Origin of the sequence: Mycobacterium sp. UM_CSW, assembly GCF_000455205.1 — a bacterium.
Classification (GTDB): domain Bacteria; phylum Actinomycetota; class Actinomycetes; order Mycobacteriales; family Mycobacteriaceae; genus Mycobacterium.
The window spans coordinates 42,736-61,135 of record NZ_AUWQ01000028.1; the positions used below are offsets into that span (position 1 = coordinate 42,736).

An 18,400-nucleotide genomic window follows, 5' to 3' on the forward strand; every position below is an offset into this window, starting at 1 on the left:
GAGAGGATTACGCGATTGCGGCGCCCACCAGGTGTCCGATCGCGTAGGTGACCGCCAAAGCGAGCCCACCGCCGATGACGTTGCGGGCGACCGCCCGGCCCTGCGGCGCGCCGCCCAGTCCCGCCGACACCGCACCCGTCAGCACCAAGGCCAGCAGCACCGCGACGACGGTGGCCGGGATTCTCCAAGCCGTCGGCGGCACCAGGATCACGATCAACGGCAACATCGCGCCCACGGTGAACGACAGCGCCGAGGACATCGCCGCTTGCCACGGATTGGTCAGCTCCTCGGGGTCGATACCCAGTTCGACCTCGGCGTGGGCGACGAAGGGATTGTGGTCGGTGAGTTCCTCGGCCACGGTGCGCGCCGTCGCCGGTGACAGACCCTTGGCCTCGTAAAGCTCGGCCAGCTCGTCCAATTCGGCGGCCGGGTCGTCGCGCAACTCCTGCATTTCCTTGGTCAGCAGCGCCTGCTCGGTGTCGCGCTGCGTGCTGACCGAGACGTATTCGCCCAACGCCATCGACACGGCCCCGGCGACCAGACCGGCGACGCCGGCGGTCAAGATCGGGCCGCGTTCCACCGTCGCCGCCGCGACGCCCACGACGATGCCCGCGGTGGACACGATCCCGTCGTTGGCGCCCAGTACGCCGGCACGCAGCCAATTCAGCCTCGACGAGACCGAACCCACATGGGGTTCGGCGGGGTGGGAGGTAGTCGACACGTCCGCAACCATATACGGCGAAATGGCTTCCGACCAGCAAATATAGGCTTGCCAAAGCGAGCGCAGCCTTGCCTCATTCGCGGTTCTCGATGACTTGTCGCCGCCCAAACGTTGCGCATGGGCCCGTCACAGCTAATCCATAGACGCGCTATCTAACGTGTGGGTTGTTGGGGGGTTCTAGGAACTCACTTATGGACAGGTGAAGGACTATGAAATTAAAGCAATTGATCGCGGGGGGGACCATCGCCGGCGCTCTCGCCGCCGCCGCGTTGGGCATGGGCGCCGGTTCGGCGTTTGCCGCTCCGGGAGCGCCCCCGCCGGCGCCCGGTAACCACGGCGGCCCGGCGCCCGGGGATCACCGGCCGGCCGGACCGAATGACCCGGGCGGACCGGGTGGCCCGGGCGGGCCTGGTGGTCCTCCGGGTGGTCCCGGCGGACCCGATCACCGCGGTGGACCAGGCGGCCCCGGCGGCCCGGGCGGACCCGCGCCCGACCATCCTGGCGGCCCTGGTGGCCCCGGCGGTCCCGACCATCCTGGCGGACCTGGCGGCCCCGGCGGTCCCGACCATCCCGGCGGACCGGGTGGCCCCGGCGGTCCCGACCATCCCGGCGGACCGGGTGGACCCGGCGGACCGGGCGGCCCCTGGCATGGCGACCCGCAGCGCGGCTACTTCCACGGCGCCCCGTGGGGCGACGGGCCCGGACCTTGGGGATACGGTCCACCGCCGCGGCCGGCGTGGGATCGGCCGCTGCCGCCACCCGGCGGGCCGTGGGGGTATGGCCCCATCCATTACTACGGCTACGACGAGACGCCCGTCTGGGATCCCGGCTTCAACCAGTGGGGGTTCTGGTTCTTCGGGGTCTGGATCCCGCTGTAACAGCTCGACCCGCCCGATGCCCGTCTCACCGGCCGGTGAGGCGGGCATTGACGGGATCGGTTGAGCCTAGGCCACTTTGGGTTTGATCTCCTCGATGACCCATTGGGCGTAGTCGAGGTACTCGTCGACCCCGCGGACGGCGAGAACGGGCACCGCGCTGAAGGTCACCCCCTGCTCGGCGAGCCAATTCAGGCGGTCGACGAGCTCCTGAGCGCTCATGCCGGGACGCGCGTGTGGATCGCTGACGGCGCGATGTCCCTCGCCGACGCGGTTGGTGCCCAGCCCGTGCATCACCTCGAACGGGCGCCCGTCGTAGGCGGGTTGACCCTTGATGAAGTCGACACGCTCGGCGATCTTTTCCGGCGGGGTCAAAAACGGCCACCACCCGGAGGCGAATCGCGCGGCGCGCTTCAGCGCGGCATCGGCGTCGCCACCGATCCATACCGGAAGATGCGGTTTCTGAACGGGTTTGGGCTCGAACGCCATGTCCCGGAACGACACGTAACGGCCCTCGTAACGGGGCGAGTCGCTGGTCCACAGCTCGATGATCGCCTCGAGGTACTCGTCGGCGATGCGGCCGCGTTCGTGGAAGGGCACCGCGAGGACGTCGAATTCGCGCTCCAGCCAACCGACTCCGAAGGTCACCATCATCCGCCCACTGCTCATCCAGTCGGCGGTCGCCAGCGCCTTGGCGAGCACGATCGGATGTTGCAGCGGCAGTATCGTGACGCACGAATTCAGCCGGATCTTCTCGGTGGCTCCCGCGATGTAGGCCTGCGCGACGGTCGAGGAAAGGTAATGCGGGCCCGACAGTTCGACGTGGTCGGTGGGGATGACGTAGTGCTCGGGGATCGCGATCATGTCGTAGCCCATCGCCTCGGCGCACTTGGCCGTTCGGGTCTGATCGGCGCCGGTGACGCCGGCCTCCCAGGGCTGGCTGATCGCCTTGAGGCGCAGCATGTGCGGTAGCGGGAAGGCGAACTTCATTTGCGCTCCTGGCGTGCTCGACGACCACTGTCTGGCATTGTGACTGGCCGAATGGCACGCGGTCGATGACATAGCAGAACTGCTATAATGTGGCATGACGTCTTACGGCGGTGATCTGGTCCGCGAGGCCCGGCGCCGGGCCGCCCTTACGCAGGCCGAGTTGGCGACCCGAGCTGGCACGACCCAATCCGCAATCGCGCGTTGGGAATCCGGCCGGACCGCCATCAGCCTCGACGACGTCCGTCGGCTGACGCGCTTGTGCGGCTTCGATCTCGAGCTCATGCTCGTACCGCGCGATGACAGCGACATCGCCCAGGCGACGCGCCTGGCGGGGCTGAGTGGCCAGGAACGGATGGATCGCCACGCCCGGGTGGCCCGGCAACTCGCGGCGCTGCGACAGGCGGGGCGGAATTGAGTTGGAACTCGACTTGCCTCGCATGCTTGGGGCCCTGCACCGAAACAAAGTCGCCTACGTCCTCATCGGCGGCCTCGCCGCGGTCTACCACGGTTCTCCCTTTCCCACGGAGGACGCCGATATCACCCCCGACATCGGCCGGCGGAATCTCGACAACCTCGCCGCTGCCCTCCGCGAACTCAACGCAAAGGTCCGCACCGAGTCCGAGCCGAGCGGCCTGCCTTTCAGCTGTGACGGCGAGACACTGGCCGACGCGCAAACCTGGAACCTCACAACCGACGCCGGCGATCTAGACATAACCTTTAAGCCTTCTGGCACAGGCGGATACCGTGATTTGCGCCGAGACGCGGTCCACGCCCCGCTCTACGGAGTAAACGTGCGCATCGCGTCGCTCGGTGACGTCATCCGGTCAAAACAGGCAGCGAACCGACCCAAGGACCAGCGAACGTTGCCCACCCTTCGGGAAATCCTCGCCCGGCGGCGCGGCTAGCTTTTGGTGCCGACGGTGATCAGGTCGGACACGACCCGCGTCCACAGCGGCCGTTGAATGCGGTGTTGATCGCTGATGGTGAACCCGGCGTCCTCGAACAAAGTCCGCATCTCGGCCGGCGACGCGTTGTGCTGTGGTTTCCACCGATTGGTCGCGGGAGCCTGCAGCATCGGTTGCCGAGTGCTCAGGGCGGAGACGGCCACCAGCCCGCCGTGCCCCAGCACGCGATGGAATTCCCGCAGGGCCGCGGGTTGGTCGAAGAAGTGAAAGGCCGAGGTCGTCACGACGGCGTCGAGTGCCCCGTCGGCGAAGGGCAGCTGCTCGGCCGGGGCGCGCCGCCACTGCACCCGGTCGGACCGGGCGCGCGCCTGGGCCAGCATGCCGTCGGACATGTCGACGCCGTAGATCTCGTCGGGGTGCAGTTCACGCTCGATTCGATCGCTGAGAATTCCTGTGCCACAAGCGATGTCAGCGATCTTGCGGCAGTTGTGGGCGCGCAGTTGCGCGATCACCTCGTCGTGTGGCGGGCGGTACACCCACCGCTGCAGAAAAGGCAGGTCGTAGGCCGGGGCAAGGAAGCTCCACATCCGGGTGACCGCATCGTTGAGCCCGCGGCGCTGAGCTGACGTCATCCGCCCAGTATGACCTTGGTCGCCGCGTCAGTGTGCGCTGGCGGCTTTGCGTGTGTACCCACGGCGGAATCTCGGCCGCTTTCCCGCCCAGGATGCACACGAAAAGACCTGGATTCACACGCAAACGCCGGGCCGGGCTAGTGTCGGCCGGGACCGCCCGGTCCGGCGGGACTGCCCGGTAACCCAGGCCCGCCGGGGCCGCCCGGTCCACCCGGACCGCCGGGCCCGCCCGGGCCGCCGGGCCCATTTGCCGCGGGGAGCACGAACACGCATTGATTCAAGTCGACGCTCCACGCCCACCCCGGCGCGCAAGGGGGCGGATCGTCGGCCCTGCTGAGCGCCGGCGCGGCGATCGCGATCGCCGGCAACCCCACCAACGCGAGCGCGAACGCCCCGATGGCGCAACGCGTTCGAAGGTTCCTTGCTTCGGTCATGTCGGCCTCCTCATGCCCTATGCCTACCGATTTAATCGCTCTGCACGCGTGTTTACCGGCATTTTTGCGATTTTCAGGTCATCCGGCGGTGGTGAAGGTCCGCCGGTAAGCGTCCGGCGTGGTGGCAAGCGTGTCCCGGAAGTGCCGTCGCAGCGTGGCGGCGCTGCCGAAGCCGCAGTCGGTTGCGATGCGCTCGATGGGTAAATCGGTAGTTTCCAGGAGCTGTTGCGCTCGGCGCACGCGTTGGCCGTTCAGCCAGTCGAGGGGCGTACTTCCGGTCCGCGTAACCAGTTGTCGGTGAAGGGTTCTCACGCTCACGCCGGATCGCCGGGCGAGCCCTTCGACGGTCAGGGGTTCGTCGAGATGCGTTAGCGCCCAGTCCAACGCGTCGCCGACTACGTCATTGCTCGCGGTCTCCGGTATCGGGTTCGCGTATTGACGCTGGTGTCCTTCGCGGTGCGGCGGCGACACCAGTCGTCGCGCAACCTGATTGGCAACCGTCGCGCCGTAATCCCGTCGCACCATGTGCAGACACAGGTCGGTGCCGGCGGATTTCCCCGCGGAGGTGAGCACGTCGCCCTCGTCGACATACAGGGCCGCCGAGTCCACCCGGATCTTGGGGTAGCGCTCGGCAAGCGTGCCCGCGTGCATCCAGTGGGTCGCCGCGCGCCGGCCATCGAGGAGACCGGCTGCCGCGAGTGCGAAAGCGCCGGTGCAGATGGACGCGACCCGGGCACCCCGCTGCGACGCCAGCCTGATCGCGTCCACCAGATCGTGCGGCGGCTCCAGGGCGTCGTCGTGGCAGGCGGGGACGATGACGGTGTCGGCGGCGACGAGGTCGGCGTAGGTATAGGGCGTCGTCGCGGTGAACCAGCGGTCCACGCGTGCGCCCTCGTACGGGCTGCACACCCGCAGCTCGTACCAATCCCCCGCCAGGTCCGACCGGTTGGTGCCGAAGATCGCGCACGGCGCCGCGAGCTCGAAGATCGGCACCTGGTCACTCAGTGCGATCGCCACAACGTGGGCCATGACCGAAATTGTACGGTTTGTGTCATATCGGCCACTGGTGTGTCGCTGCCGTGGGCCTGATGCTGAAGGCATGACTCGGAGCACCCCCGCGAAGGACTGGCTGCGGCCCGCCGCGGCCGTCGCGGCAATCGGTTGGGGCGCAAACCAATTCGCACCCCTGATCGTGCTGTATCAGCAGCGCGGCGTCTCCGTCGCGGCGACGGAGGTGATGTTCGGGCTCTACGCGGTGGGTCTGGTCCCGGCGCTCCTGGTGGGTGGCCGGTGGTCGGACCGGGCGGGGCGCCGCGTCGTGGTGATGACGGCGTTGGCGGTGTCACTGGCCGCCTCGGCCGTCCTGATGGCGGGGTCGGCGCGGCATGGCCTCCTGTTCCCGGGGCGGCTGCTGGCCGGAATCAGCAGCGGCCTGGCGTTCGGCACCGGTGCCGCGTGGATCAAGGAGCTGTCGTCGTCGCACGCTCATCACCAGGCGGGGGCCCGGCGTGCGACGATCGCGATGACGATCGGCTTCGCCGGGGGCCCGCTGGTCGCGGGGCTTATCGCGCAACAGGTTTCGCGTCCCGAGCTGTGGCCCTACGTGCCGCAGATCGCGCTCTCGGTGCTGGCGCTCTTCGCGGTGAACCGGGCCGACGGCGACGCATCGGGCGGCGTCGCGCCGACGGCAAGCATCGAACCCCGTGCCGATCGCGAGGAGTCGCTGGCGAGGCATTTGCTGACGGTGTCAGCGCCCTTCGCGCCCTGGGTATTCGGGACCGCCGCCATCGCGCTGGCGTACCTGCCGGCTCTGGTCGCAGACCGGGCGGGTTCGCAACCGTTGACCTTCGCCGCGGTCGCCACAGCCATCCCGGCGGTGGCCGGGATGCTCGTCCAGCCGCTGGCCGCCCGCCTGCGCCCCGACGCCCGAACAGGAATCCTCGCGCCGGCCATGCTGATCGCCGTCGGCGCGTTGATGGTCGCCGTATGGGCCGCGGCCGCGTCCAGCGTGTGGGCGGTGCTGATCGCCGCGGCGGTGCTGGGCGCCGCGTATGGCGTCACCCAGTTCGCGGGCCTGGCCGACATCCAACGCGTGGCCGAGCCGGCCCGGCTTGGGGTCGCGACGTCCGCCTATCAAGCGCTGAGTTACCTCGGATTTGCGGTGCCGTACCTGCTCACGCTCGGCCACGCGCACCTCGGCTGGTCTGCCGTGACGGGGTTGTGGGTGGTGACGGCGGCCGCGCTCGCATCGCTGCTGTGGCTGAGCGTGGGACGACGGTGGGGTCGCCGGCGCCGCGCGTCGGGCGGACCGAACACCGACGTGGACGGCCGAGCGCTCGCGTCCGCGCCCGGTTGAGGACTTCCTATTTGAGGACTTCCTATTTGAGTACTTTGAGCAATTCCTGCGCGAGCGGCCCCGCCGAGGCGGGGTTTTGCCCGGTGTACAGGTTTCGGTCGACGACGGTGAAAGGCTTCCAGATCTCGCCGCGGACGAAGTCGACGCCCATCTTGACCAGTTCGTCCTCAGCCGTCCAGGGCGCCGTCTCACGCAAGCCGACACCGTCCTCCTCGTCGTTGGTGAAGGCGGTGACCCGGTAGCCGGCGAAAGGCGAGACGCCGTTGCGCCGGGTGGCCAGCATTGCGACCGGCGCATGGCACACGATGGCGAGGGGTTTACCCGACGCGAGCGCGGCGGTGAGGAGCCGGCCCGAGTCGGCGTCCCGCCACAGGTCCTCCATGGGGCCGTGCCCGCCGGGGTAATACACCGCGTCGTAGTCATCCAGACGCGCGTCGGCCAGTTCGATTGGCCTGCGCAACTCTTCGGCGGACCGCAGGATCTCTTCGAGCTGGCGGGCGATCTCCTCGCTGCCGGCCATCGAGGGACGGAGGCTCATCACGTCCACGTAGGGCACCACGCCACCGGGAGTCGCCACCACGATTTCGTGGCCGGCGCCGCTGAACGCGCTGTAGGGGGCGGCGAACTCCTCGGCCCAGTAACCCGTCGGGTGCCTGGTCCCGTCCTTGAGGGTCCAGAAGCTTGTTGCGGTCATGACGAACAGGACTTTGGCCATCAGCCGATCCCTCCGTTTGAGCCGGCGGGCCTCTGGGAAGTCATGCGGGCATACCGACGGCAAAAGTCTATGTGGTCCCGCAGCCGACGGCAATCAGTGCATGTCCGTTGCAGGCGAGCGCGGCGGATCGGGAATCGCTTGTGCACCAACGCAATAAGTTTACCGTCAGGCCTCGGCTCGCTGCGTCCACGAACAGTGGCGCCGCACGAAGTCAGCGAAGAGCCAGGGCGGTGGATTGACCCCTCAAGAATCTGGGTATGACCTGGTCATCCCATCGATTGGGTGTCGGCTTGAGAAATGAAGTGAGCACGCATGGTCGGCTGGCTGGACAGGCTGCAGCGACGGAACCGCCCCGTCGGCGTAACCATCGCCGTCATCTATAAATACCTGGACGACCAAGGCGGCTATCTGTCCGCCTTGATCACCTACTACGGGTTCGTGTCGTTGTTCCCACTGCTGCTCCTGCTGACGACCGGGCTGGGGGTGATTCTGGCCGGACGCCCCGACCTGCAGGAGCAGGTGCTGCACAGCACGTTGAGCCAATTCCCCGTCATCGGAAGCCAATTGCATCAGCCCGAGGGGCTCAGCGGCGGGACCGTCGCGGTGGTCGTCGGCATCGTGGGAGCACTGTATGGCGGCCTGGGCGTCGGGCAGGCGGTGCAGAACGCGATGGACTCGGTGTGGGCCGTGCCAAGGAACAAGCGCCCCAACCCAATACTGTCGCGCGTGCGCAGCGCGCTGTTGTTGTTGGTTCTCGGTTCGGCTGCCGTCGCGTCCACCGTCCTGTCCGCGATCGGCCAGGCCACGGGCTCCCTGGGATTCGTCGGAAAGCTCGGCCTCACGCTCGCCGCCATCGCGATCAACGGGCTGATCTGCCTGGTGGCGTTTCGCGTGACCACCGCCCGCCAGCTCAGCTACCGCCAGGTTTGGCCGGGAGCGCTTGCGGCGGCGCTCATTTGGCAGATCCTGCAGCGGTTCGGCGCCGGTTACGTCGCGCACACGGTCAAGACGGCCAGCGCCACCAACAGCGTCTTCGCTTTGGTGCTGGGGCTGCTGGCGTTCTTGTACCTCATCTCGACGACGCTGGTCCTGTGCGCCGAGATCAACGTCGTTCTCGTGGAGCGGCTATACCCGCGCGCATTGCTCACCCCGTTCGTCGAGGACGCGGATCTCACGGAGGCCGACCGGAAGACCTACGCCAAGAGGGCAAAAGCCGAGCGGGTGAAGGGCTTTCAGCGAGTCAGCGTCAGGTTCCGCGACCTGACCCGCAAGGAAGGCGATCAGCAGACGCCGGCGGTCCGTAGCCGGCGCGCCGGCTAGTGGGCGCCCCGTCCCGTCTGTTGTTGCAGTTCATCGATCAGCTCCGAGGCTTGCGCTTTCGTCATGTCGTCGGGAACGTCGCGACCCGCCTCCTGGGCCAGCGTATGTAGATAGCTGCGCTGGGGTCCCGTCATCGGCTCGTCGCCGGTTACCCACTCGGACCTGTCCTTCTCGGGTGTCTCGCGGGGCGCCTGTTGCGTGTCGTCAGTCATGCACTAGAGATAACCGTCGCACGCGTGTTCGAAACGTGTCGCCGGAGAAAGTTCGCCGTTGCGCTCGGCGCCGGGTCGTGGCCGGCCGTCAGGCGTCGATCACCACGCGGTCACTTTTCGCCCGGGACACGCAGACCAGCATTTCGTCGTCGCCTTCCACGGTTCGGCCCCGGCGATCGACCTGCCCCCCAAGCACCTTGACCTTGCATGTCCCGCAGAACCCTTGCTGGCACGAATACGCGGTCGCCGGTTCACGGTCAAGCATGACGGCGAGCGCCGACCGGTTCGCCGGCACGCTGAGCACCCGTTTGGATCGCGCCAACTCGAGCTCGAACGGCGCACCATCGACGACCGGCGGCGGGCTGAACCGCTCGTAGTGCAGTGGCGCGTCAACGTGAGAGTCCCGGGCCGCACGAACCGCTTCGAGCACGGCGGTTGGCGCGCAGATATACACGGCCGTCGTCGTGCCCGCGCCGGCCAGCAGCTCGTCGGTGGTCGGGAAGCGGCCCCGCTCGTCGTCGGCCCAGACGGTGACCCGATCGGCGTCTACCGCCAGCACCTCGTCGAGCAGCGGCATGTGGTCGCGTCGCCTGCCGGCATAGATTGCGCGCCAGTTGATTCCGTGCTGATGAGCCAGCCGGATCATGGGCAGAATGGGCGTCACCCCGATGCCGCCGATGATGAACAAGATGTCACGTTCGTCGGTGACGAGATAGAAGGCGTTGCGCGGGCCCTCGAACTCCAACGTGTCGCCCACGTCGAACGCGTCGTGCATCTCGATGGAACCGCCGCCGCCGTCGGCGATCCGGCGCACGGCGATGCGGTAGTCGGTGCGCCGCCCGGGCGGACCGCACAGCGAATACTGCCGGCGGCGACCCGAGGGCAGCCGAACGTCGATGTGCGCACCGGGAGTCCAGGACGGCAGCAACCCGCCTTGGGGATCGGCCAACGTCAATGCGACCACGTCGGGCGTGAGAAGCTCACGTTTAATCACCGTCGCGGTGATGGTCCGTTGCACCGGCGATATCCGCGACGGAGTCCATCGCGACGCCGACGCGAAGCCGCCGAAGAGCGAACCCACACCCCACAACGCCGTGTAGCTGCGGTCGCGCTTGCGGCGACCGTAGAGGTCGACAGGTCTGCTCGCCCAAATGCTCTCTGCCACAGTCAATTTCCTATGCCTGCCGAACTCCGGAGGTCAGCTTGACCCACTCGCCCGTATACCGGGCGACGACGTCGGGATGCGAGGCGACCACCCAGTGGCCGCCCTCGATAGAGACGATCCTGCCCTCGGGCGGTATCGAGCCGGTGAACCGCTGCAGGGCAGGGCTGACGAAATAGTCTTTGCGAGCCACCAGCACCTGCACCGGAACTTCGGTCTGCGGCAGCTTCTCCGGCGGCGCCAAAATCGGCGCAGGCATGTTGGCACGGTACAGGTTGAGCCCGTTGAGGTAGTCATCGATCGAGCGGATCGACGCCGCACGCCGTTGCCCGCGGCGCCTGGACCGGCCGATAAGCTCAACCGCCTCAAAGACTTTCACGGTCACCCGGGACCGGATCGCCACCTCGGGCGCACCCGGACACAGAAAGAACCAGATATACGACGAAGCCAGAACCTGTTTGACGACGTCGGGCACGGCGCGGGGCGTACGTGCCGACCGCAGAAACCGGCCCGCGTAGTTCAGGTGCGGCCCGGAGATCGACGTGAACGAGGCGATTTTGCCCATCACCGTGTCGTCGGTGACCGCGGCCCAACCCTGAATCGATCCCCAGTCGTGGGCCAACAGGTGGACCTCGTCGACACCCAGGCTGTCGATCACCGAGTCGATATCATCGACCAGCTGGTTGAGGTGATAGCCTGATCGATTTGCAGGCGTTGAGGATTCGCCGGCGCCACGCACGTCGAACGCGACGAAGTTGTACCGGTCGGCGAGTCCCCAGGCGACGCCGTCCCATACGTGGTGATTATCCGGGTAACCGTGGATCGCCAATATGGTCGGCCGCTCGGGGTCGATCCCGGTGTGCGCGTGCACGGCGAGCGCCACCCCGTCGGAGGCGGTCACGGTGCTGGTATAGGTCATGCTCGAGTTCTCCGCGGGCTCAGTGCGACGCCCGCGCGGCGGGCGATCTGGCCAAGTAGTCGACCGCACGTCCCACCCCACCCAGTTGGGAAGGGTGAAAGCTCGGCCGGTAGTACGCGCCGATGACGCCGAGGAACTCAAAGGGACCGGGTACCAATCCCCGTCGCGCCGCGCGGAAATAATCCCGCCAGCGCGGTTTGGTCCCCGGCGGCAGGTTCGGGTCGACGGAGTACATGAACCGGACGCCGCGGACGAACAACCACAACAGCGCCGGCGTGATCAGTAGCTGGGTCCGTACCTGCCGCCAGTAGCCCGCTCGCAGATGCTTCATGGTGTCGAACGCGACGGCCTTGTGTTCGACTTCTTCCGCGCCGTGCCAGCGCAGCAAGTCCAGCATCACCGGGTCGGTGCCCAAGGCGTCGTGTTGCGGGGTGTCGAGGACCCATTCACCCAGGATGGCGGTGTAGTGCTCGAGGGCCGCCACCATCGAAACCCGTTCGAGCAACCAGCTTTCCCGTCGCCGCCGACTCCACTGGGGCCGGTCGCCAATGAGCCGCTGGAACAGCCAGGCCATCTGGTCGGTAAACGGTGTCACGTCGATGCCCTTGGCGGCGAAGTGCCCGAGCACCCCCGCGTGCGCCTGGGAATGCATCGCCTCCTGGCTGATGAACCCCTGCACGTCCAACCGCAGCTGATCGTCCTTGATCAGCGGCAGGGTGCTCTTGAACGCCTCGACGATGAACTCCTCGCCCGCGGGCAGCAGCAGGTGCAGGACGTTGCAGAAATGGGTGGTGAAGGGCTCGTTGGGCACGTAGTAGAACGGCAGCGTCGCCCAGTCGAAGTCGACGTCACGCGCCTGCAGAACGATCCGCTCGTGATCGAGGGATGCGTCGTGCGGGCCCGTCGCCTGGTCATCGACCGTGAACATGGTGGACCCCCCAACGTCACTAGGCACTGCGTTGCGCCTCCCCCTCAGCCTCGGTGATCAGGCCCTCCTGACGCAAGAACCGCCACAGGTTCTCGACCGTCTTCGTCAGGGCCGGCTCCCGCAGATGAACCTTGGCCAGCGTGCGAGCATGCCGGTATTGGGTGTTGTCGTAACGCTTTTCCCGCATCGCCGCGATCTTGTCCGCCGACCGGGTGAGGAAATCGACCAGCGGATAGAGCTGATCGCGCGGCGTGCACCGGCGGTTCAGCTGCTCGGTGAAGGACGGGATGTCGTAGTAGTCGAAGCGGTAGCCGTAGCGTTCTGACAGGATCCGCGTGATGTCGGTCAGGTTGTAGTAGTCATCCGCGGTCATGTTAAAGACGCTGCCGGCCTCGGGGGGGAGGTCCATCAGCGCGACAATGTGATCGGCGATCAGGTCCGCCGGCAGCATGCTGAGTTGGTTGAGCGCGTTGACGGCCACTCCGTGCTCGATCATGAACGCGGTCAGGCGCACCAGGATGTCGTCCTCGCTGCCGAAACCCGCGCGGGTAGGCGAGATCAGCGAGGGCCGGAAGATGCGCACGTCGAGCCCTTGCCGCTGCGCTGCCAGGACCAATTGCTCGGCGACCCACTTGGTCTGCGAGTAGCCGAAGTCCAGACCGCTCATCTTGGTGTTGGCATCCCATTCCCCGACCACCGGCTCGGTGCTCCAGCCGTAGATGAACGTGCTGGAGACCAGGTGGAAGGTCTTGCGGTGAGCGGTCATCGCCAGGCGCAAAAGCTCATGTGTGCCAATCACATTGGCCGCGCGCAGCGCGTCGTAGGTCCTGACGTAGTTGACCAAGGCGCCGTTGTGTACGATCGCGTCGACGCTTTCGGCCAGTCGCAGGAACGCCGCCTCACCGATGCCCAGGTTGGGCTCGGCGAGGTCACCGCAGATCACTCGCACCCGCGCCCGGACCTCGGCTTCCAGAGCCGGGGACCACAGCTGGGCGCGGCGTAGCGAGGCGACGATCCGGTCCAGCCCGTGGGCCTCGTCCGTGGCGCGGACCAACGCGTGGATCGTGTAGGAAGTCTGGCCCAGCAGGCTGTTCACCAAGAACGGTCCCAGGAATCCGGTCGCCCCGGTGAGCAGGATGTCGCTCACCGGCCCCGATTGCGCGATCGGCAGCGCCGGCAGGGGCAGCCGCGCATCGGCGCGCATCTGCTCGATCTCCTGCGCCTCGTACCTGGCGGAGATCTGGTCCAGCGCCTGCCGCAGTGCCTCCACGGGCTGCCCGGACCGATCCCCGAATTGCCGCATGAGCCGGAAGAACTCGGCGACGGTCAGGCGCTGAAGCAGGCGCGTGTTGACCTCCTCGGCCAGCTCCCCCGCCCCGTGCTCTTCCAGTAGCGCCTGTAGGTCCGCGCGCAGCTCCGCCAGTGCCAGCGAGTCAATCCCGAGATCGGCGAAGGAGCAATCTTCGTACCCGGTCAGGTCGTAACTCTCGATGAGATTTTGGAAGCGCGCGAGCGGGCCCGCGCTGGCGTCCGGCCCGTTGTGGGTGTGGTGGGCCGACTGGTTAACCCAGCTCGCCAGCGCGGGCAGCTTGCCGTCCAGCCACAGCTGGCGGGTCTGCGAGCGCCTGATCTTTCCCGAGGTGGTCTTGGGGATGCTGCGCGGCGGCGCGAACACGATCGTGTGCGGATCGATGTGGCCGTGCCGGCGGATCGCTCGCGCCAGGGCCTTGCCGTCCGGGAGGTCATTACCATCCCGCACCTCGGCGACCACGATCAGCGCTTCCTGCTCCTCGGACTCCTCGCGTTCGACCGCGAATGCGGCGACGCAGCCGTGCCGGACTTGCGGGGCGGATCGTTCCACGACGGCCTCGATGTCCGACGGGTAGCAGTTGACGCCCCGGACGATGATCAGGTCCTTGGTCCGCCCGCAGACGAACAGCTCGCCCTCGTAGAGGAAGCCGAGATCGCCCGTCCGCAAATAGGTGTGCTCGTCATCGCCGGCGATGCGCGCGCCGAAGGTTTCCGCGCTGGCCTCGGGGCGATGCCAGTAGCCGCCCCCCTTGGACGGTCCGTCCAGCCAGATCTCGCCGACCTTGCCCTGGCCCAGCGACTGCCGGGATTCGGGGTCGACGATGCGAACGACGTTCCCGTCGGCGGGCTTGCCGCTGCTCACCAGGGGCGTCTGGTTGTTGTTCTCCGGCAGGGCCTTTTCAACCCGAACCACGTTCTGCTGCAGAGCCCGCTTGTTCACGGCCAGCGTCTGGCGACCCCGCACGGACACGATCAGGGTGTTCTCGGCCAGGCCGTAGGCGCCGGTGACGGCGTCGGGCCGCAGTCCATAGGGGGCGAAGCGCTCCCGGAAGCGGGTAAACGTCTTGGCCCGCAACGGCTCTGCCCCGATGAGCATCGACTCGAGGCTGCTCAAATCGATGCCGTCGAGATGCGAAGCCGGAAGCTTGTCCTCACGCAGGCAGTACTCGAGCGCGAAGTTCGGCGCGGGCGTGCGGGTGGCGCGCACCTCGCTGATGAGCCGCAGCCAGGATGCGGGCCGCTTCAGGAAGTCCTCCGGTGACATCGCGTGCGTGCTGCCACCGATCACCACGATGAACAGGTAGGCGGAGATCAAGCCCATGTCGTGGTGCTGCGGCAGCCAGCTGACCACCACCTCGCTGTCGGGGAAGGCCGACGCGTTGGCGATGACGTTGGCGTGGGTCACCACCACACCCTTGGGATCGTTGGTGGAACCGGATGTGTACTGCAGGAAGAGCACTCGGCCGGGCTTGTCGGCGACAGGAGCGCCGCCGAAGTTACGCGTCCGGTCGGTCGCGACCCACGGGAGCTCCGGAAGCCTCTCGGCGTCAGGCCAAGGCATCGCGCCCTGCCGGTGGTCGAGCAGCTGACGGAAGTCGGACTCGAGTTGCTTGGTCGACAGCACCGCCTTGGCTTGGCAGTCCCGGGCGATGAAGCTCAGCTTCGCCAGCCCCGACTCGAAAGCCATGGGCAGCGGGGGGCTTACCGGGACGGCGATGACGCCGAGGCGCGCGCAGGCGTAGAACGCGGCCACCATCTCCAGACCGGGCGTGTAGACCAGCAGTGCTCGATCTCCCGGCCGGAGCCCGGCTTCGGTGGACAGGTATGCGGCCAGCTCGCGCGTCCGCTCCGCGAAGCTCCGGAATGTGTAGTGCTCGAGCTCGTGGCCGTCGGCATCGACGAACCGGAAGAGGGTCTGGTCCGGTTTCCGCGCTTCCCACATCTGCAGGTAGTCGATCAGGGTCTCCGTCACGGAGTCACTCCCCTTCCAGGTTGGTGGCCCGATTTAGCCGAAATCAAAAGAAGAACTGCTTACGTCGTAATTCACTCACGGTAGCGCCGTTAATCGGTGTCTCGCAAAGCCATTTCGACGCCACACACGGATTTCACAGGTACGCGTGACGCATCCCACAGCGAGGACATTTTCTCGTGAGCCAGGAATTGTTTATGTGAATACTGGTTTCAGTAGTTCAGTGCACCCTTGCTCCTCGATAAACCCTGGTGGAGCGACGATACGCGAATACTGACCTACGGACACGCGACGTTCCGTACGCAACGACCCAGCCCGGGTGTGGCCGACCCGTGACAGCATTCTGATAAACCGGCCAGAAAGGGCTCCCTTGCAAATTCGCCGCTATTGCGGAGTTGCTTTTCCAAACACGCCTAAGACCGGCCGAATGACGACCGCAATTCGACGTGTGAGCGAGGTGGGCGCAGCGGCGACGGCGACCCGGGCGGGGCTCAGAAGCTACGGATATACTGAAACTGACTTACTGATCAACCGTCAACGGCTACGACGAGAGAGTCACCCATGAGCACTCCGGACCGCATGGCCGCGGCGCCGACCGATCGCTTCGCGGTCGGGCGCACACGTAATCCCCGCACCCGACGAACGGTTGACCTTACGCCCGCCCAGCATCGAGCTCTCGACATCTGGCAGCGAGAGGCCGCCGACCGCCTCGGCGTCGCTCGCGTCACTGGGCAAGAGGTTCTCGCCACGCTCGTCGACCAACTGCTCAACGACCCCAAACTCGCGGCCCAGATCACGCGCACCATCCAGGCCAAGCGGTAGCGCCCGTCGTCAGGATTCCAAACGCCGCGAATCGATTCCGCGTGCCACCGCGTCACGCAGCGGCGAGGCGTCGAGCGCGGCCGATAGTTGGCGACCGACCTGTGCGATGCGGATTCGGGGTCCGGCGCGGGCGACGAGCCGGACGATGCCGTCAAAACGCTCGCCGTCGATGATCGGCGACAGCGGCTCGTCCTCGGCCTCGATGACCATCTCTTCGCCGTTGACATCCCGCACCCGATCACCGGGAAGCGTTCCGTTGCGGAGCGCCGAGGGCAGGTTCGCGATGATCCTCGACGGCCTCAGGTACCCGGCTTGGAAGTGCAGCGCGCCAGGTTGAGACGCTTTCGGGAATAGCCGGAAACCTGCGCCGATGTGCAGGTCGATCGCACCGGCGTGCAGCAATGTGTGTGTCCGCGTGGGGACCTCGACGCCGTCGATCGCGACACGCGCGCGCGTCGGCGCGAACAGGCGGGTCGCATAGTTGGACTTGTTCGAGTGTCCGGGGACCACCTTGTTGGTCACATAGTCGCCAAACGAGCGGGCCATCACCCGAACGACGTCCGCCCGGCCATGCGTGTGGTTGTCGTAGTACTTGTCGTAGAACCGGTTGCCGACGCCCCCGGCGGCCAGGCCAAAGCAGAGCCGGTAAAACTTTGCGCCGTCCGCGGTTTCGCCGTCGAGCTCCAGGGTGTCCAGAAACGTTTCCGGCGGAGGCTGATTCGCCTCGGCCGCGGCGACCAGCGCGCGCAAAACCGCTTCGGGCCGGCCTCGCACCCGCGCCTTGCGCGCGACGGCGTTGACGCTGCCGCCATTGCTCGGCACGAACGCCGGCCAACGCTCCGGATCGTCGACGCAGTGCCGGGTTTCGTTGATCAACCAGTTCAGCGAACCGTCGCCGCCGTCGCTGATCAGGTGGCTGACCCGCGGGTACAGCTGCCCGACGGCGTTGCGCAGCTCCTCCACCGAGGTAGTTTCGTGCACCTCGCCCCACGGGCCGACGATGCGGCGCATGTCGGCGGCGACATCGTGGCGCGCGGCACGGTTCTTGCGCGCAAGCGGATTGACGATGACCCCTAGATACATCTGGGGCTCCCCGACTCACCCCGGCCGCAACGCGTACGTGGGATTTCGCTGGCCATCTCCGCGACGATACCCGCGATGGCGATGTGGGCGCGCCGACGCGAATCTCCGCACGGTCGCGGTGGAGCAAAAGCATTGCCCGGGACGGCCCCTGCCGCTTCGCGGCTAGGGTGGCTGCCATGTCAGGTTGGACCGCGGCGGACCTGCCGTCGTTTTCGGGACGGACCGCCATCGTCACCGGTGCCAGCGGCGGGCTGGGCGAGGTGACCGCGCGGGAGTTGGCGCGGGTCGGCGCCCACGTCATCCTGGCGGTGCGCAACACCGACAAGGGTGACGCCGCGGCCGCGCGAATGACCGGCCAAGTCGAGGTGCGCCGGCTCGACCTGCAAGACCTCTCGTCGGTGCGACACTTCGCCGATCAGGTCGACAGAGTCGACGTACTCGTCAATAACGCCGGCATCATGGCGACGAAGCGCGCGGTCACCGTCGACGGGTTCGAGGGCCAGATCGGCACCAATCACCTCGGTCATTTCGCGTTGACCAACCTGTTGCTGCCCAGGCTGACCGATCGCGTGGTGACGGTGTCCTCGCTGCTGCATCACATCGGCTACATCAGCCGCAAAGACCTGAACTGGCAGTCCCGGCCGTACTCGGCGTGGCTGGCCTACGGCCAGTCGAAGCTGGCCAACCTGCTGTTCACCAGCGAGCTGCAGCGGCGCCTGGATGCGGCCGGTTCTCCGCTGCGCGCGCTGGCCGCGCACCCCGGTTGGTCGCACACGAACCTGCAGGGCAATTCGGGTCGCAAGTTCGGCGACGCGGCGGTGTTGGCCGTCGACCGCCTCGTGTCCACCGACGCCGACTTCGGTGCCCGGCAAACGTTGTATGCCGCATCGCAGGACCTGGCGGGCGATACGTTCGTCGGCCCTCGGTTCGGCCTGTACGGTCGCAGCCAGCCGACCTGGCGAAATTGGCCGGCCAGGCGCGCAACCAGTGCCGCCGCGCTCTGGGAGCTGTCCGAACAGCTCACCGGCACGAAATTCCCGCTCTGA

The 18,400-nt window shown here is 67.1% G+C and carries 18 protein-coding genes and 1 pseudogene; 7 read left to right on the forward strand and 12 right to left on the reverse strand.

Annotated elements, in window-relative coordinates; genetic code table 11:
• Nucleotides 1-7: 7 nt before the first annotated feature.
• The gene (locus N415_RS11580; RefSeq protein ID WP_068181347.1) at nt 8-721 is read right to left on the reverse strand and encodes a VIT family protein; all 714 of its coding nucleotides are present in this window, start codon (nt 719-721) and stop codon (nt 8-10) included.
• A 209-nt stretch (nt 722-930) separates the two neighbouring features.
• Between N415_RS11580 and N415_RS32650 the strand changes: the two genes are divergently transcribed.
• On the forward strand, nt 931-1,599 hold the full coding sequence (locus N415_RS32650) for a chitin-binding protein (RefSeq protein WP_152531331.1): 669 nt from the start codon (nt 931-933) through the stop codon (nt 1,597-1,599).
• Nucleotides 1,600-1,665: 66 nt separating this feature from the next.
• On the opposite strand, the gene N415_RS11590 is transcribed toward N415_RS32650, so the two are convergent.
• Entirely contained in the window at nt 1,666-2,586 is a 921-nt protein-coding gene (locus tag N415_RS11590; protein ID WP_068181249.1) for a TIGR03619 family F420-dependent LLM class oxidoreductase, read from the reverse strand.
• A gap of 94 nt (nt 2,587-2,680) precedes the next feature.
• On the opposite strand from N415_RS11590, the gene N415_RS11595 reads away from it, so the two are divergent.
• Together N415_RS11595 and N415_RS11600 are read left to right on the forward strand one after the other, a co-directional pair.
• Complete coding sequence (locus N415_RS11595; RefSeq protein ID WP_068181253.1) at nt 2,681-3,001, forward strand: helix-turn-helix transcriptional regulator; 321 nt, start codon at nt 2,681-2,683, stop codon at nt 2,999-3,001.
• Between the two features lie 22 nt (nt 3,002-3,023).
• Complete coding sequence (locus N415_RS11600; protein ID WP_068181256.1) at nt 3,024-3,491, forward strand: hypothetical protein; 468 nt, start codon at nt 3,024-3,026, stop codon at nt 3,489-3,491.
• On the opposite strand, the gene N415_RS11605 is transcribed toward N415_RS11600, so the two are convergent.
• From N415_RS11605 to N415_RS11610, 3 genes are all read right to left on the reverse strand, one after another.
• On the reverse strand, nt 3,488-4,123 hold the full coding sequence (locus N415_RS11605) for a class I SAM-dependent methyltransferase (protein WP_068181259.1): 636 nt from the start codon (nt 4,121-4,123) through the stop codon (nt 3,488-3,490). The two genes, N415_RS11600 and N415_RS11605, sit on opposite strands and share 4 nt — an antisense overlap.
• A gap of 137 nt (nt 4,124-4,260) precedes the next feature.
• Nucleotides 4,261-4,557, reverse strand: a complete 297-nt coding sequence (locus N415_RS32655) for a hypothetical protein (protein ID WP_152531332.1) — start codon at nt 4,555-4,557, stop codon at nt 4,261-4,263.
• Between the two features lie 78 nt (nt 4,558-4,635).
• Nucleotides 4,636-5,586, reverse strand: a complete 951-nt coding sequence (locus N415_RS11610; RefSeq protein WP_068181262.1) for a helix-turn-helix domain-containing protein — start codon at nt 5,584-5,586, stop codon at nt 4,636-4,638.
• Nucleotides 5,587-5,656: 70 nt separating this feature from the next.
• Between N415_RS11610 and N415_RS11615 the strand changes: the two genes are divergently transcribed.
• A complete protein-coding gene (locus N415_RS11615; RefSeq protein WP_161630297.1) occupies nt 5,657-6,913 on the forward strand; it encodes an MFS transporter in 1,257 nt (418 codons plus the stop codon).
• A 22-nt stretch (nt 6,914-6,935) separates the two neighbouring features.
• Here N415_RS11615 and N415_RS11620 read toward each other — a convergent pair whose 3' ends face one another.
• Nucleotides 6,936-7,628 carry a type 1 glutamine amidotransferase domain-containing protein gene (locus tag N415_RS11620; RefSeq protein ID WP_193376435.1) on the reverse strand — a complete coding sequence of 231 codons (693 nt, stop codon included), beginning with the start codon at nt 7,626-7,628 and terminating at the stop codon, nt 6,936-6,938.
• Between the two features lie 312 nt (nt 7,629-7,940).
• Here N415_RS11620 and N415_RS11625 point away from each other — a divergent pair, with 312 nt between their 5' ends.
• Nucleotides 7,941-8,948, forward strand: coding sequence for a YihY/virulence factor BrkB family protein (locus N415_RS11625; protein WP_068181268.1), 1,008 nt, complete (start codon nt 7,941-7,943; stop codon nt 8,946-8,948).
• Here the strand turns inward: N415_RS11625 and N415_RS11630 are convergent.
• The 5 genes from N415_RS11630 to N415_RS11650 form a co-directional block, all read right to left on the reverse strand.
• Entirely contained in the window at nt 8,945-9,160 is a 216-nt protein-coding gene (locus N415_RS11630) for a DUF3072 domain-containing protein (protein WP_068181270.1), read from the reverse strand. The two genes, N415_RS11625 and N415_RS11630, sit on opposite strands and share 4 nt — an antisense overlap.
• A gap of 88 nt (nt 9,161-9,248) precedes the next feature.
• Nucleotides 9,249-10,331 carry a PDR/VanB family oxidoreductase gene (locus N415_RS11635; protein ID WP_068181273.1) on the reverse strand — a complete coding sequence of 361 codons (1,083 nt, stop codon included), beginning with the start codon at nt 10,329-10,331 and terminating at the stop codon, nt 9,249-9,251.
• Nucleotides 10,332-10,335: 4 nt separating this feature from the next.
• On the reverse strand, nt 10,336-11,241 hold the full coding sequence (locus N415_RS11640; protein ID WP_081665195.1) for an alpha/beta fold hydrolase: 906 nt from the start codon (nt 11,239-11,241) through the stop codon (nt 10,336-10,338).
• Between the two features lie 19 nt (nt 11,242-11,260).
• The gene (locus N415_RS11645; RefSeq protein ID WP_068181275.1) at nt 11,261-12,169 is read right to left on the reverse strand and encodes a metal-dependent hydrolase; all 909 of its coding nucleotides are present in this window, start codon (nt 12,167-12,169) and stop codon (nt 11,261-11,263) included.
• Nucleotides 12,170-12,188: 19 nt separating this feature from the next.
• Nucleotides 12,189-15,422 carry a fatty acyl-AMP ligase gene (locus tag N415_RS11650; RefSeq protein ID WP_068181353.1) on the reverse strand — a complete coding sequence of 1,078 codons (3,234 nt, stop codon included), beginning with the start codon at nt 15,420-15,422 and terminating at the stop codon, nt 12,189-12,191.
• Between the two features lie 639 nt (nt 15,423-16,061).
• Between N415_RS11650 and N415_RS11655 the strand changes: the two are divergent.
• A pseudogene (locus tag N415_RS11655) lies at nt 16,062-16,271 on the forward strand (hypothetical protein); the annotation flags it as partial.
• Nucleotides 16,272-16,280: 9 nt separating this feature from the next.
• Here N415_RS11655 and N415_RS11660 read toward each other — a convergent pair.
• On the reverse strand, nt 16,281-17,354 hold the full coding sequence (locus N415_RS11660) for an acylglycerol kinase family protein (protein WP_239645506.1): 1,074 nt from the start codon (nt 17,352-17,354) through the stop codon (nt 16,281-16,283).
• Nucleotides 17,355-17,530: 176 nt separating this feature from the next.
• Between N415_RS11660 and N415_RS11665 the strand changes: the two genes are divergently transcribed.
• Nucleotides 17,531-18,400, forward strand: a complete 870-nt coding sequence (locus tag N415_RS11665) for an oxidoreductase (protein WP_068181277.1) — start codon at nt 17,531-17,533, stop codon at nt 18,398-18,400.

What these genes read in the sequence shown, in the direction of transcription:
- N415_RS32650 (WP_152531331.1), top strand. Translation starts at nt 931, where the DNA reads ATGAAATTAAAGCAATTGATCGCGGGGGGGACCATCGCCGGCGCTCTC.
- N415_RS11590 (WP_068181249.1), bottom strand. Translation starts at nt 2,586, where the DNA reads ATGAAGTTCGCCTTCCCGCTACCGCACATGCTGCGCCTCAAGGCGATC.
- N415_RS11595 (WP_068181253.1), top strand. Translation starts at nt 2,681, where the DNA reads ATGACGTCTTACGGCGGTGATCTGGTCCGCGAGGCCCGGCGCCGGGCC.
- N415_RS11600 (WP_068181256.1), top strand. Translation starts at nt 3,024, where the DNA reads ATGCTTGGGGCCCTGCACCGAAACAAAGTCGCCTACGTCCTCATCGGC.
- N415_RS11605 (WP_068181259.1), bottom strand. Translation starts at nt 4,123, where the DNA reads ATGACGTCAGCTCAGCGCCGCGGGCTCAACGATGCGGTCACCCGGATG.
- N415_RS32655 (WP_152531332.1), bottom strand. Translation starts at nt 4,557, where the DNA reads ATGACCGAAGCAAGGAACCTTCGAACGCGTTGCGCCATCGGGGCGTTC.
- N415_RS11610 (WP_068181262.1), bottom strand. Translation starts at nt 5,586, where the DNA reads ATGGCCCACGTTGTGGCGATCGCACTGAGTGACCAGGTGCCGATCTTC.
- N415_RS11615 (WP_161630297.1), top strand. Translation starts at nt 5,657, where the DNA reads ATGACTCGGAGCACCCCCGCGAAGGACTGGCTGCGGCCCGCCGCGGCC.
- N415_RS11620 (WP_193376435.1), bottom strand. Translation starts at nt 7,628, where the DNA reads ATGGCCAAAGTCCTGTTCGTCATGACCGCAACAAGCTTCTGGACCCTC.
- N415_RS11625 (WP_068181268.1), top strand. Translation starts at nt 7,941, where the DNA reads ATGGTCGGCTGGCTGGACAGGCTGCAGCGACGGAACCGCCCCGTCGGC.
- N415_RS11630 (WP_068181270.1), bottom strand. Translation starts at nt 9,160, where the DNA reads ATGACTGACGACACGCAACAGGCGCCCCGCGAGACACCCGAGAAGGAC.
- N415_RS11640 (WP_081665195.1), bottom strand. Translation starts at nt 11,241, where the DNA reads ATGACCTATACCAGCACCGTGACCGCCTCCGACGGGGTGGCGCTCGCC.
- N415_RS11645 (WP_068181275.1), bottom strand. Translation starts at nt 12,169, where the DNA reads ATGTTCACGGTCGATGACCAGGCGACGGGCCCGCACGACGCATCCCTC.
- N415_RS11650 (WP_068181353.1), bottom strand. Translation starts at nt 15,422, where the DNA reads ATGTGGGAAGCGCGGAAACCGGACCAGACCCTCTTCCGGTTCGTCGAT.
- N415_RS11660 (WP_239645506.1), bottom strand. Translation starts at nt 17,354, where the DNA reads ATGTATCTAGGGGTCATCGTCAATCCGCTTGCGCGCAAGAACCGTGCC.
- N415_RS11665 (WP_068181277.1), top strand. Translation starts at nt 17,531, where the DNA reads ATGTCAGGTTGGACCGCGGCGGACCTGCCGTCGTTTTCGGGACGGACC.